Here is a 13,999-nt window from a genome sequence, read left to right on the forward strand (position 1 = left end):
CGCGTTTCCAGCGATGGAAACGCGGCCTTGTCGTAAGAGGCTGCTCCTTGGTGGACCGTGCCTTGCCGGGCAATGCTGCTATTTATCGGCGTAGCGTCTCCGCCGGTGCACCATGATCGAAATCGTCAAACCCGCGCTTGAACATCTGCCATCCTACAAGGTGGCGCTCGAGCGCGGCTGGTCACCGGACAATGTGCGGCTGATGGAAGCGACGCGCGAGCAGCTCGCGGCCATCGAAAAGGATCCCGTGGCCTTTCTTGCCGACCTCGACAATCCCCAGGCCAAGGGCGGCCCGATCAGCTTGCCCGACGGCAAAAAAGTGCCGCGCCTGCCGGGCTTCCGCCGCTGGATCTGGGATGGCGAGGCGTCGGGCTCGATCGGCTTTCGCTGGCAGAAGGGCACGGCGGAACTGCCGCCGCATGTGCTCGGCCATATCGGCTATGCGGTGGTGCCGTGGAAGCGGCGGCGCGGCTACGCCACCGAGGCGCTGCGGCTGATGCTGGACGAGGCGAGGGCGGTCGGCCTGGCTCACGTCGAGATCACCGCCAAGCCGGGCAATCCGGCCTCGCACAAGGTGATCCTGGCCAATGACGGCAAGCTCGTCGAACGCTTCTTCGAGGACGCCGCCTATGGCGGGGCGGAAAGCTTGCGGTTCCGGATCGAGCTGTAGGATGTGTCTCAACCATGCTCATCGGCGCACAGCGCATGATCCGACAGCGCGCGGATGACGTAGCAGTCGCCGACCGTCTGGCCATTGCAGCACGTGGCGATGCGTTCGAGCTCGGCCTCGAGTCGCTTCAACTGGGCAATCTTTTCCCGCACCGAGATCAGTTGCTCCTCGGCGATCTTGTCGGCGTGGCCGCAGGGCTGCTCGGGGTGGCCGCTCAAGTCGATCAGGGAGCGGATGTCGTCAACGGCGAAGCCGAGGTCGCGGGCGTGGCGGATGAAGGCCAGCCGCTCCAGCTCCTGCCTGGAATAGCGGCGCTGGTTGCCTTCCGAACGCTCGGGTGCGGCGACAAGGCCCATCTGCTCATAATAGCGGATTGTCGGCACCTTGACCCCGGTGCGACGCGAGAGATCACCGATCGAAAACATGAAATTTCCCCTTGAAGCTCTAGTGACTAGAGCAATTATAGTGCCTGACATCAGCATTCAAGACCCATGCGGCGACGCCGCGCGGGCAAGACAGGCAGGTAATGTGATGACGACGCCGCTCAAGCAGGAAACGATCGGGCAGACACGGTTCAAGATCGGCGGCATGGACTGCGCCTCTTGCGCGGCCAAGATCGATACGGCGGTGCGTCGTCTCGACGGCGTCGCCGATGTCTCGGTTTCGGTGACCGGCGCCAGCATGACGGTCAGCCACAGCGGTTGGCTCAACGACGACAAGGTGCTGCGGCAGGTGGCGCGGCTGGGCTACGGCATCGTCAAGGCGGAAGGCGGGGCCGATGGGCGTGCTTCAGTGGCCAAGGATCATGATCATGCTGATCATGATCACAGCGATGCGGCGCCGGGGCAGGCGTGGTGGCGCTCCCGCCGTGCCGTGCTGACGCTGGCCTGCGCGGCAGCGCTTCTCGCCGCCTACGGCATCGGCCATCTTCTTCCTGCGGCCGAGCGCTGGGTCTTCCTTGCCGCCCTGCTGGTCGGCCTAGTGCCGATCGCACGGCGAGCGCTGATGGCGGCATTGGCCGGCACGCCGTTCTCGATCGAGATGCTGATGACCATCGCGGCGATAGGCGCCGTGATGATCGGGGCTACGGAAGAAGCCGCCGCCGTGGTGGTGCTGTTCCTGATCGGTGAACTTCTGGAAGGTGTCGCAGCCGGCCGGGCGCGGGCGAGCATCCAGGGACTTGCCGATCTGGTGCCGAAGACGGCCTTGGTCGAACGCGCGAGCGGCACATCGGAAGTTCCTGCCGAACGGCTCGGCGTCGGCGACATCATCCTGGTGCGGCCGGGCGACCGCATTCCGGCCGATGGCGAGATCATCGAGGGGTCGAGCGAAATCGACGAGGCGCCGGTGACCGGCGAGAGCACGCCCAAGCGCAAGGGCGTTGCGGACGTCGTCTTTGCCGGCACGATCAGCACCGACGGCGTGCTCAAGGTGCGGGTGACGGCTGCCGCGTCTGACAACACCATCGCCCGAATCGTGCGGCTTGTGGAGCAGGCGCAGGAAGCCAAGGCGCCGACTGAACGCTTCATCGACCGCTTCTCAAGATACTACACCCCGGCGGTGCTGGCGGTCGGCGCGCTGGTTGCCCTGTTGCCGCCGCTGCTCATTGGCGGCGACTGGAACGAATGGATCTACAAGGGCCTGGCGATCCTGCTGATCGGCTGCCCCTGCGCGCTGGTCATCTCGACGCCGGCGGCAATCGCCGCGGGCCTTGCGGCCGGGGCGAGGCGCGGCCTGTTGATGAAGGGCGGCGCGGTGCTGGAAGGCTTTCGCCGGATCACGGCGGTCGCCTTCGACAAGACCGGCACGCTGACGGCAGGCAAGCCCGTGGTCACCGACATTGTGGCGTATGGAAGGGATGAACGCACCGTGCTGGCGCTGGCGGCAGCGCTGGAGCAGGGCTCCAGCCATCCGTTGGCGATGGCGATCCTGGACCGGGCCAAGGCCGACAAGGCACCGGTGCCGCCGGCTCTGGCGGCCAAGGCGATCTCGGGCAAAGGTGTCGAGGGCAGCGTCGGTGGCGTCGCCGTCTTCCTCGGCTCCGGTCCGGCGGCGGGCGAACGCGCCGACATGACGCAAGTGCAGCGCCTTGCCGTCGACAGCCTCAACGGGCAGGGCAAGACCGTCTCGGTGCTGGTCGCCGACGGCGTGGTGGCAGGGCTGATCGCCCTGCGTGACGAGCCGCGACCGGATGCGGCGGTCGGCATTGCGGCGCTGAAGGCCGAAGGCATCCGCACGATCATGCTGACCGGCGACAATCGCCGCACGGCGCAAGCCATTGCCGCTTCGCTCGGCATCGAGGCGCGGGCGGAGCTGTTGCCTCAGGACAAGCAGCGCATCATCGGCGAATTGCAGCGCGAAGGGCTGAAGGTCGCCAAGGTCGGCGACGGCATCAACGACGCACCGGCGCTCGCCGCCGCCGACATCGGAATCGCCATGGGCGGCGGCACCGATGTGGCGCTGGAGACCTCGGATGCGGCAATCCTGCGTGGCCGCATCACGGACGTCATGCGGATGGTGAGGCTGTCGCGGGCGGTGATGGCCAATATCAGCCAAAACATCAGTGTGGCGCTCGGGCTGAAAGCGGTGTTCCTGGTCACCACCATTGCCGGCATCACCGGCCTGTGGCCGGCGATTCTGGCCGACACCGGCGCCACCGTGCTGGTCACCGCCAACGCCATGCGCCTGCTGCGCTGGCGCGGGTGAAGTGGTCTATTCCGCCGGAGCCGTCAGCGGCGGCGTGGCGTTGCTGCGCCCTTCCCAGACATAAGATGCCAGCGCCACCGCGACGGCGACCAGCATGGCGATGGCGCCCAGCAGCGGCAGGCTGCGGTAGCCATAGCCGCTGTTCAGCATCGCGGCGCCCAACGACGCGGCCAGCGCGATGCCGACATTGAAGCCGGACGGAATGAGCGACGAGGCGAGGTTCGAGGCGTCCGCCGTCCAGGCCAGGATGCGGGTCTGGATCGGTGTGCCGATGGCGAAGTTGAGGCCGCCCCAGACGACGATCGCCACAACCATCGGCAGGGGATAGGGGCTGACGGCGTAGATGACGGCCAGCGTCACCGCCTGCAGGGCCAGCATGGTGATCAATGACGGCATCAGCTTCCAGTCGGAGAGCTTGCCGCCGAGGAAGACTCCCAGGGTGGCACCGACGCCATTGAGCAGCAGCACCCACGGCACCAGGTTCTCGTCGAGCCCGGTGACCTCCAGCAGTGTCGGGGTGATGTAGGTGAACAGGCCGAACTGGCCGATCATCAGCATCAGCATCAGGATCAGCGAGGTCCAGACCTGCTGGCGGGCCAGCACACAGACCTCGCGGGCGAAACCGGCGGGCCTGACCGACGATCCGGTGGTGCGCGGCAACAGGGCTGCCATGGCCAGCGTTGCCGCCACGCCGAGCGCGCACATCACCCAGAAGGTGGCGCGCCAGCCCCAGATGTTGCCGATCGCGGTGCCCGCCGGCACGCCGATGACGTTGGAGACGGTGAGGCCGGACAGGATGACGGCGACAGCCATGCCGCGCTGGTCCTCGCGCACGAGACCGACGGCGACGACCATGGCGACGCCGAAATAGGCGCCATGCGCGACCGCCACGGCAATGCGCAACAGTAGCATCGAGGTGAAGTCGGGCGCCAGCGCGCAAGCCGCCTGGCCGATGGTGAAGGCGATGGCGAGGCCGAGCAGCAGGCTTTTGCGTGACAGCGACTTGGTGGCGAGCGCCAGCAGCGGGCCGCCGATGGCGATGCCGCCGGCATAGCCGGAGACGAGGTAGCCGGCCGAGGGGACCGAAACGCCAAGACCTTGCGCCACCTGCGGCAGCACGCCGGCAATCACGAATTCGGTGGTGCCGAAGGCAAAAGCGGCAATGAACAGGGCTATAAGCGGAAGCGACATGGCAAGGCCTTAGCTGGACGGCCTCAAACCACGGATGGGCTTTGCGGGCAATGAAGAAATTTTTGTCGCGAGTTTAGGTTTTCTTCAGTGAGCGAGGCGGTGAAGCGCCAATCTCCCTCCTTGTGGGGGAGATCGGCTGCTTCTCAGCTCGCCTTCAACCGCGACCCAGTGAGCAGACCGCGCTCTTCGAGCACCGGATAAGCCATCGAGGCCAGCAGCGAATTGATCTGCTTCAGGTCGCGGATGGTATCGAGATGAATCGAACTGGTCTCGACGCTTTTGGCGGTGCCGTCGCGCAGCCGCACGAAATGGCTGGCGCTGGTTTCCTTCTCGCGGTCACGCAGCTGGTCCTTTTCCAGCACCAACTGGCGGGCAGTCTCGGGATCGCGCGACACCAGCACATTGAAGGCAAGCCGCGCATTGGCCAGCACCGAGCCATGGAAGGCGCACAGCTCGGCCCAGCCCTCGTCGGTGAATTCCAACCCGCGCTCGAATTTCTTCTTCACATGCACCAGCATGTTGCGCACGATGATGTCGCCGACCTGCTCGAGCTTGACGCAGGCGCCGATCAGTTCCTGGCAGCGCAGCGCTTCGTCCTCGGTCAGCGGGTTCCTGGTCAACTTGGCGAGGTAGAGCTTGATCGCGGCGTGCTTGCGGTCGACGCGGTCGTCGAGTGCGGCCAGCGCCTTGATCTTGTCGGCATCGGCACTTTCATAGAGTTCGATGATGCGCTTGAGCATGATCTCGATCGTCTCGCAGACCCGCACCACCTCGCGGGTGGCATTGGCCAGCGCCTGGCTCGGCACGTCGAGCGCGCTTTCGTTGAGCGCGGACAGTTCGACGACGTCAAGCGAGGCGGCCGGCACCGGCTTGGTGCCAAGTGCGACGATCTTCTCCGAAGCGCGGTAGACGAACCCTGCCAGCGGCAGGCCGGCGAGCAGGATCAGCACGTTGAACAGGATGTGGGCATTGACGATCTGGTCCGCCGCCGTCGAACCGAGAAAGGCGAAGTGCGGCCTGAAGATCATGACCAGGATCAGCATGACCAGCGAGCCAAGCCCGCGCATCAGGAGGTTGCCGATCGGCACGACGCGCACTTCGGGGCTCGACGAGCGGGTCAGCATCGGCGCGATGATCGAGGAGCCGAGGTTGACGCCAAGGATGAGAACGACGCCGAGTTCGGGCGTGATCAGGCCGCGGCCTGCCAGCGTCGCCATCAACAGCACCGCCGCGATGCTCGATTGGAACAGCCAGGTGATCAGCGCCGCCAGCAGATAGGCGGTGATGGAATCGGTCGAGAAGTAGTTGATGATGACCGGCATGAGCTGGCTGTTGCGCAGCGGCTCAGACGCCTGGCCGATCATCTCCAGCGACAGGATCAAAAGGCCGATGCCGACCAGAATGCGGCCGGTCTGGCGCCAGTCGCGCCGCTCGGTGGCCATGAACATGACCGTGCCGGTGATCAGGCACAGCGGCACCAGCAAGGTGAGGTCGAAGGTCAGCAGCTTGACCACCAGCGCAGAGCCGATCTCGGCGCCGCGCACTGCCAATTGGCCCGCGGCGCCCGAGACGATGCCAGAGCCGGCGAAGGAGCCGACCAGCAGCGTGACGGCTGTGGAACTCTGCAGGGCGATGGCAAGGCCGGTGCCGGCCAGCACCGCCATGATCGGATTGCGCATGGTGGCGCGCAGGCGGTGGCGCAGCACGTCGCCATAGGCGCGTTCAACGCCGGTCTTCACCATGCGGGTGGCAAACAGCATCAGCGCCACGGCGCCGGCCAGATGCAGAAGGACGACGGACCCGCTCATTTCGCCCCCCGCATGCAAACAGGATGCGCGTCCTGTTTGGCGTGGCGATCAGAAGGGAAAACGAGGGTACGAATCATGTTCATGGCGGTGACTTATAATAACTCGAATATTTTAGCCGGATAATAAAATCTTGTCGATTTCAAGGGCCGTTGCAGCGCGACGGGCGGTGTCGGAAAATGGACGGACGCGCAAATGGTTGCATTGCGGGGCGGGCTCGAAGCAACGGATAGGCAGAGTTAGCAGCGCGACCGGCTCCTGCCTTTGCGATTATGTTCAGCTCTATTGGGTAAATAAAGGAAATCATTACACAATTGTAATGCAGGCGTTCAGCTTCGGTTCATCGGTGGCCCGCTATTCCTCTGGCATCGACAACCAAGGAGACTTCTTTTGAAACGCATTGTCCTTTCCGCACTCGCTTTCTCGATGCTGGCCGCTACGTCGCTCACCGGCCAAGCCGCACCGCTGAATGCACCGAACGCTCCGCAGTCGAATTACAGCCAGGTCGACTGGCAAAAGCCCACCAACAGGGATGTCAAGAAGCGCTTCATCCAGAAGCGCGTCATCCATAAGAAGGTCATCGTGAAGCGCAACAACTGGCGCAACGGCCATAAATATTCAGGCTGGAGACAGCACCAGCCGATCCGCGACTATGGCCGCTACGGCCTGCATCGTCCCGGTCGCGGCCAGGAATGGATCCGCGTCGGCAACGACTATGTGTTGGTCGGTGTGCTCTCCGGCGTCATTTTCGGCGTGCTTGCCGCGCATTAAGCGGTCCCCAGGCGGATATTGGAAAGAGGCGGCCCGCAACGGCCGCCTCTTTTGCCTGTGGAAACCGGGTATGGCCCGCATTAAGGGTCGTCGGATTTCATGGGTATGATTATATAATCGGGAAACGAGTTCCCCGATGCGCTTTCCACCCGCCTTCCTCGACGAGATACGCGACCGCGTGCCGATTTCATCGGTTATCGGCCAGCGCGTTGCGTGGGACAGGAAGAAAACCAACGCGCCGCGCGGCGACTATTGGGCCTGTTGTCCGTTCCACGGCGAGAAGAGCCCCTCCTTCCACTGCGAGGACAAAAAGGGCCGCTACCATTGTTTCGGTTGCTCGGTCTCGGGCGATCATTTCAAGTTCCTCACCGAACTCGACGGGATGAGCTTTCCCGAGGCGGTTGAGAAGATCGCCGACATGGCCGGTGTGCCGATGCCGGTTCGCGATGCGCAGGAGGAGCGGCGCGAAAAGGAACGCGCCAGCCTGACCGACGTCATGGAGATGGCGACCGCCTTCTTCCAGGAACGGCTGCAGGGGCCGGAAGGCGCCAAAGCCCGCGCCTATCTCAGAGACCGCGGGCTGACGCCGGCGACGCAGCAATCGTTCCGGCTCGGTTTTGCGCCCGACAGCCGCAATGCGCTGAAGGAGCATCTCGCCGCCAAGGGCGTGCCCAAGGCCGACATCGAGGCTTGTGGACTGGTGCGCCACGGCGACGACATCCCGGTTTCCTATGACTGGTTCCGCGACCGCATCATGTTCCCGATTCCGGATTCCCGGGGCAAGATCATCGCGTTCGGCGGCCGTGCGCTGCAGCCGGACGCGCTGGCCAAATACATGAACTCGCCTGACACCGAACTCTTCCACAAGGGCAATGTGCTCTATAATTTCGCCCGCGCCCGCAAGGCCTTGGCCAAGGGCGGCACGGTCATCGCCGTCGAAGGCTATATGGACGTCATCGCACTGGCGCAGGCCGGCTTCGAGAACGTCGTGGCGCCGCTCGGCACCGCGCTTACCGAGAACCAGCTCGAACTGCTCTGGCGCATGGCGCCGGAGCCGATGCTGTGCTTCGACGGCGACAAGGCCGGGCTGAAGGCAGCGTGGCGGGCCGCCGATATGGCGCTGCCGTCTGTGCAGGCCGGGCGCTCGGCGCGCTTCGCGCTGCTGCCGGAAGGCAAGGATCCCGATGATCTGGTCAAGGCCGAAGGACCGGATGCGTTTCGTCGCGTTCTGGCCGAGGCGCGGCCGCTGGTCGACCTTTTATGGATGCGTGAGACGGCGGGCGGCGTCTTCGATACGCCGGAGCGGCGGGCCGAGCTCGAGAAGACGCTGCGCGAACTGACCAGCCGCATCCGCGACGAAAGCCTGCGCTACCACTACCAGCAGGAGATGCGCGAGCGTGTGCTGAGCTTCTTCGGCTCGCAGCGCGGCACCAGGCAAAGTCGGCAAGACTGGAAACAGGGCCAAGGCAAGACGGCCGCGCCCGGCGGGCAGTTCGCCAAGGCCGGCAGCGGCCGCATGGCGATCACCGAAAGCCTCGGCCAGTCGGCTTTGGTCAAACGCGGCGGCGAAGGGATGTCGGTGCGCGAGGCGACGATCATCGTCGCATTGGTCAACCATCCGGCGCTGATCGACGAGAATTTCGCTCATATCGAGTTCCTCGATCTCGCCAACTCCGATCTGAGGCGGCTGCATGGAGCGATTCTCGACGCGATGGCGCACGACATGGCCAATGACCGGCAGGCGGTGATTGCGACGATCGAACGCGCCGGCTGCGCCGAGATCTGGGAGCGGGCCGTCGGGCTGATCCGGCGGATGCGGCAATGGCCGGCGCTGGAGACCGCCGCCCTTGAAGATGCCCGCGATGCTTTCAGCCAGGCGCTGCACTTGCAGCGCAGCGCGCGCACCTTACATAAGGAGCTGAAACAGGCGGAAGCGGCGCTCGCCACCGATCCCACAGACGAAAACTATCGGCATCTGATCGAAATTCAGGCGCAATTCCAGGATGTGCAGGCCACGGAAGCGCTAATCGAAGGGTTTGGCGTCTCCTCGGGCAGGGCGGGGCGAGCTTAGTTGGAAGCGAGTGAATTGAGAAAGCGTCGTTGCGCGTCCAAATGGCGCGTAACGGGCTAAGTCGGGTAATTGATTCGCTTTTTTCATGCGAATCATGCGAGAGGCGCTTGACCTTCTGGCAGATTGGCGGAATCAGGACGATTCGAAACGTTAACCCGAACCCGCGTCGACGGGAAATAAGCGATGTGAGGTACTGGTCACTGGACAGGCAGCCCGCCTGCCACAGATATCAGGGTTAATCTGGACTTAATGCATGTCGCCCAAAAGGGGAAACCCGATTTGGGCAACGACATACACCAAACGAAACGAGTTGATGCAGTTACTGGCCCGGTGAAGCGCGTTTCATAAGCGAGCGCATCCGATTTGACTGGTCCGACAGCTTACGCGGCTTTGAAGTTCGGCCGCTAGGAGAAGATAAAGACTATGGCGACAAAGGAAAAGGAAGAGGTCGAAACCGAACGCGAAGGCGCCACCGATGGCCCTCTGCTCGACCTTTCCGATGATGCTGTCAAGAAGATGATCAAGGCCGCCAAGAAGCGCGGCTATGTCACCATGGACGAGCTGAATTCGGTGCTGCCCTCGGAGGAAGTGACCTCCGAGCAGATCGAGGACACGATGGCGATGCTGTCCGACATGGGCATCAACGTGGTCGAGGACGACGAGCAGGGCGAGGAGCCCGAGGCCACCGACACCGCGGCCGATGCCGAGGAAGACGCCAACGAGCTGGCCGAGCAGACCGGCACCGCGGTCGCCGCCACCACCACCAAGAAAGAACCGACCGATCGCACCGACGATCCGGTGCGCATGTATCTGCGCGAGATGGGCTCGGTGGAGCTCTTGTCGCGCGAGGGCGAAATTGCCATCGCCAAGCGCATCGAGGCCGGCCGCGAGACGATGATCGCCGGCCTGTGCGAAAGCCCGCTGACTTTCCAGGCCATCATCATCTGGCGCGATGAACTCAACGAATCCAAGATCCTGCTGCGCGAGATCATCGATCTCGAAGCCACCTATGCTGGCCCCGAGGCCAAGCAGGCGCCGGTGGTCGAGCGCGTCGAGGAAGCCAAGGTCGAGGACAAGCCGCGCCGTTCGCGCGACGACGAAGACGACATCACCAATGTCGGCGCCGATACGCGTGGGCTGACGGATGACGACGACGAAGACGAGGACGAAGCCAGCCTGTCGCTGGCCGCGATGGAAGCGGAACTCCGCCCGCAGGTGATGGAGACGCTCGACGTTATCGCCGACACCTACAAAAAGCTGCGCAAGCTGCAGGACCAGCAGGTCGAGAACCGTCTGGCCGCCGCCGGCACGCTGTCGCCCAGCCAGGACCGCCGGCTGAAGGAGCTCAAGGACCAGCTGATCAAGGCGGTGAAGTCGCTGTCGCTCAACACGGCGCGCATCGAGGCGCTGGTCGAGCAGCTCTACGACATCAACAAGCGCCTGGTGCAGAACGAAGGCAAGCTGCTCAGGCTGGCCGAAAGCTACGGCGTGCGCCGCGAAGAGTTCCTGAAGGAATATCAGGGTTCCGAGCTCGACCCGAACTGGACGCGCTCGATCGGCAATCTGACATCGCGCGGCTGGAAGGAATTCACCAAGAACGAGAAGGATGCGATCAAGGACCTGCGCGCCGAGATCCAGAACCTCGCCACCGAAACGGCGATCTCGATCCTGGAATTCCGCAAGATCGTCAACCAGGTGCAGAAGGGCGAGCGCGAAGCGGCGATCGCCAAGAAGGAAATGGTCGAAGCCAATCTGCGCCTCGTCATCTCCATCGCCAAGAAGTACACCAATCGCGGCCTGCAGTTCCTCGACCTGATCCAGGAAGGCAATATCGGCCTGATGAAGGCGGTCGATAAGTTCGAATATCGCCGCGGCTACAAGTTCTCGACCTACGCGACATGGTGGATCCGACAGGCGATCACGCGTTCGATCGCCGATCAGGCGCGTACCATCCGCATTCCGGTGCACATGATCGAGACGATCAACAAGATCGTGCGCACCTCGCGCCAGATGCTGCACGAGATCGGCCGCGAGCCGACGCCGGAGGAACTGGCCGAAAAGCTTGCCATGCCGCTCGAAAAGGTGCGCAAGGTCTTGAAGATCGCCAAGGAGCCGATCTCGCTCGAAACGCCGGTCGGCGACGAGGAGGATTCGCATCTGGGCGATTTCATCGAGGACAAAATGGCGATCCTGCCGATCGACGCGGCGATCCAGGCCAATCTGCGCGAGACCACCACGCGCGTGCTGGCCTCGCTGACGCCGCGCGAGGAGCGTGTGCTCAGAATGCGCTTCGGTATCGGCATGAACACCGACCACACGCTGGAAGAAGTCGGCCAGCAGTTCTCTGTCACCCGCGAGCGCATTCGTCAGATCGAAGCCAAGGCGCTGCGCAAGCTCAAGCACCCGAGCAGGTCGCGCAAGCTGCGCAGCTTCCTGGATAGCTGAGACTTACCGATGCAAAGAGTTCAAGGGCGCCGATGGCGCCCTTTTTTGTTGTGGGACGCACTCTTGCGGGCGAGGCCCTTCGGGAGGATAATTTCGGTGTCGGATGCATTTTCTGGGCGACAACCCGGATGCCCGCCCCGGCGAAGCCGCCGTGCTCCGTGGCCCCGGAGGGAGGTGTGCCATGACAAGCTACATCGTGCTGATGAACTGGACGGAGCAGGGTGCCAGGAACGTACGCGAGTCACCGAAGCGGCTCGACGCCGCCAGGAAGCAACTGGGAGACATGGGCGGATCGTTCAAGGCGTTCTACCTGACCATGGGCGAATACGATATGGTGGCTGTGGTCGAAGCCCCCGACGACGCGGTGCTGGCGCGCTTCTCGCTGATGCTGGCGGCAGCGGGCAATGTCAGGACGCGGACGCTGAAGGCCTTTCCCGAATTAGCCTACCGCGAGATTATCACCTCGCTCGGGTGAAGGAATCGGCAGGGTTTCTCGAAGTCGCTGGTTGGTGCCGGCCTGGTGGCGCTTTGCCGCAAGACGGGGCGCTTCGCCGTGATAGAATGCGGCCGGGGAGATCGCGATGAAGAAGGTTTCGATATTGGTCGCCAGCTTTGCCGCTTTGTCGTCGCTGCCGTTTTCCGTCGGCGCCAGTGCGCAAAAACCGGTCGGCATGGCCAATCCGGCGTCCGTCCATTGTGGCGATATCGGCGGGCGCCTGGTGATCAGGAAGGACAAGGCCGGTAATGAATATGGATTCTGCGGCTTGCCCAATGGGCGCCTTTGCGAGGAGTGGGCGCTGTTTCGCGACAACAAGTGCGTCGGGCCGAAGGCGGCCATGCGCCGCAAGTGACACACCTGCCATCATAGGGTGAGATCATGTCCGAACCGCATTCCCATTCGCATCTGTGGCCCGGCGTGCCACTCGCACTTGGCTCGGCCGCCCTGTTCGGGGCGACCCCGCCGCTCAGCAAGCTGCTGCTCAATGGCGTCAATCCCTTCATGCTGGCCGGGCTGCTCTATCTCGGTGCCGGTGTCGGGCTGGCTTTGTATCGCCTGCTTCGGGGCAGGCAGGCCGCGGCCGGGGAGGCGCAACTGACCGCTGGGGATATTCCCTGGCTGGCGCTGGCGATCGGCATGGGCGGCATCATCGCGCCGGTGCTGCTGATGTTCGGCTTGACCCTCAACACGGCGTCCAGTTCGGCGCTGCTGCTCAACCTGGAAGGGCTGGCGACGATGGCGATCGCCTGGCTCGTCTATCGCGAGAATGTCGACCGGCGCCTGCTTTTCGGCGCGTTCGCCATTCTGGCGGGCGCCGTTCTTCTGTCGTGGCAAGGTGAGGGCGTCGCCTTCAACCGTGGCGCCCTGCTGGTGGCGGGGGCTTGTCTGGCCTGGGGTATCGACAACAATTTCACGCGCAGGATCTCCGCCACCGACCCGGTGGTGATCGCCATGCTCAAGGGGCTGGTGGCGGGTGTCGTCAATGTCGGGTTGGCGCTTGCCGGCGGTGCCTTGTTTCCCCCGGGGTCGGTCATTGCAGCGACCGCGGCAGTCGGTTTCTTCGGCATCGGGGTCAGCCTGGTGATGTTCATCGTGGCGCTGCGTCATCTGGGCACCGCGCGGACAGGGGCCTATTACTCGCTCGCTCCCTTTATCGGCGCGTTGCTGGCAATCGCCATCCTGGGTGACGCCGTGACGCTCAAGCTTGCGGCCGCCGGACTTCTGATGGGTGTTGGCCTGTGGCTGCATCTGTCGGAGCGCCATGAGCATGAGCACGACCATGAGGAACTGGAGCACGAGCACAGCCATGTGCATGACGAGCACCACCAGCACCATCATGACGGGCCGGTAAGCGAGCCGCATTCTCATTGGCACCGGCATGCCCCAATGCGACACCGGCATCCGCATTATCCCGACCTGCACCACAGGCATGGCCACGGATAAATGCTGACCGTCTGGTACAACACGCGCTGCCCGGTCTGCGATGCCGGCATAAGCAGGCAGAAGCGGCGGCTGATCGAAGCGGTCAAGGCCGGGCGGATCGAGTTCCGAGACATCAATTTTGAACCGGCAGCGCTTGCCGGGCATGGCGCGTCGCTTGAGGATATCCGCCGCCGGCTGCACGCCACCGACGTGGCGGGCAGGCTGCTGGTCGGCGCCGACGTTGCCATCGCCGTGTGGAAGGTCACGCCGGGCGAGGGCTGGCTGGCGATGGTGTTCGGCAATCCGGTTGTCTTGCCGCTGACACGCTTTGCCTATGATCGTTTCGCCGACCTTCTCTATGCCTGGAACCGGCGCAAGGGTCGCTGGTAGCGCTTCGTGATTAATGACCAGAAGCGCAA

12 protein-coding genes are annotated in these 13,999 nt (G+C 63.9%); 9 read left to right on the plus strand and 3 right to left on the minus strand.

Annotation, left to right across the window (positions count from 1 at the left end):
- Positions 1-112 precede the first annotated feature (112 nt).
- Complete coding sequence (locus tag NKI99_RS29695; protein WP_352613108.1) at positions 113-670, plus strand: GNAT family N-acetyltransferase; 558 nt, start codon at positions 113-115, stop codon at positions 668-670.
- A gap of 8 nt (positions 671-678) precedes the next feature.
- Here NKI99_RS29695 and NKI99_RS29700 read toward each other — a convergent pair whose 3' ends face one another.
- Positions 679-1,095, minus strand: coding sequence for a MerR family transcriptional regulator (locus tag NKI99_RS29700; protein WP_023809674.1), 417 nt, complete (start codon positions 1,093-1,095; stop codon positions 679-681).
- A gap of 106 nt (positions 1,096-1,201) precedes the next feature.
- Here NKI99_RS29700 and NKI99_RS29705 point away from each other — a divergent pair, with 106 nt between their 5' ends.
- Positions 1,202-3,376 (plus strand): heavy metal translocating P-type ATPase, encoded by a 2,175-nt coding sequence (locus NKI99_RS29705; RefSeq protein WP_352613110.1) that lies wholly within the window; start codon positions 1,202-1,204, stop codon positions 3,374-3,376.
- A 6-nt stretch (positions 3,377-3,382) separates the two neighbouring features.
- Here the strand turns inward: NKI99_RS29705 and NKI99_RS29710 are convergent, their stop codons facing one another.
- Together NKI99_RS29710 and NKI99_RS29715 are read right to left on the minus strand one after the other, a co-directional pair.
- Positions 3,383-4,567 carry an MFS transporter gene (locus tag NKI99_RS29710; RefSeq protein WP_352613112.1) on the minus strand — a complete coding sequence of 395 codons (1,185 nt, stop codon included), beginning with the start codon at positions 4,565-4,567 and terminating at the stop codon, positions 3,383-3,385.
- Positions 4,568-4,710: 143 nt separating this feature from the next.
- On the minus strand, positions 4,711-6,375 hold the full coding sequence (locus NKI99_RS29715; protein WP_023809671.1) for a Na/Pi cotransporter family protein: 1,665 nt from the start codon (positions 6,373-6,375) through the stop codon (positions 4,711-4,713).
- Positions 6,376-6,762: 387 nt separating this feature from the next.
- Between NKI99_RS29715 and NKI99_RS29720 the strand changes: the two genes are divergently transcribed.
- From NKI99_RS29720 to NKI99_RS29750, 7 genes are all read left to right on the plus strand, one after another.
- Positions 6,763-7,143, plus strand: coding sequence for an RcnB family protein (locus tag NKI99_RS29720; RefSeq protein WP_352613114.1), 381 nt, complete (start codon positions 6,763-6,765; stop codon positions 7,141-7,143).
- Positions 7,144-7,279: 136 nt separating this feature from the next.
- Positions 7,280-9,214 (plus strand): DNA primase, encoded by a 1,935-nt coding sequence (gene dnaG / locus NKI99_RS29725; protein ID WP_352613116.1) that lies wholly within the window; start codon positions 7,280-7,282, stop codon positions 9,212-9,214.
- A 423-nt stretch (positions 9,215-9,637) separates the two neighbouring features.
- On the plus strand, positions 9,638-11,659 hold the full coding sequence (rpoD, locus tag NKI99_RS29730) for an RNA polymerase sigma factor RpoD (protein WP_023809668.1): 2,022 nt from the start codon (positions 9,638-9,640) through the stop codon (positions 11,657-11,659).
- Positions 11,660-11,840: 181 nt separating this feature from the next.
- A complete protein-coding gene (locus NKI99_RS29735; RefSeq protein WP_023809667.1) occupies positions 11,841-12,134 on the plus strand; it encodes a GYD domain-containing protein in 294 nt (97 codons plus the stop codon).
- A gap of 106 nt (positions 12,135-12,240) precedes the next feature.
- Entirely contained in the window at positions 12,241-12,510 is a 270-nt protein-coding gene (locus NKI99_RS29740; RefSeq protein ID WP_128305488.1) for a putative hemolysin, read from the plus strand.
- A gap of 26 nt (positions 12,511-12,536) precedes the next feature.
- Positions 12,537-13,601: a DMT family transporter gene (locus NKI99_RS29745; protein WP_128305487.1), complete on the plus strand. Its 1,065-nt coding sequence runs from the start codon at positions 12,537-12,539 to the stop codon at positions 13,599-13,601.
- Positions 13,602-13,970, plus strand: a complete 369-nt coding sequence (locus NKI99_RS29750) for a thiol-disulfide oxidoreductase DCC family protein (protein ID WP_023809664.1) — start codon at positions 13,602-13,604, stop codon at positions 13,968-13,970.
- Positions 13,971-13,999 lie beyond the last annotated feature (29 nt).

The sequence above is a fragment of the Mesorhizobium sp. M0239 genome (assembly GCF_040321815.1).
GTDB lineage: Bacteria > Pseudomonadota > Alphaproteobacteria > Rhizobiales > Rhizobiaceae > Mesorhizobium.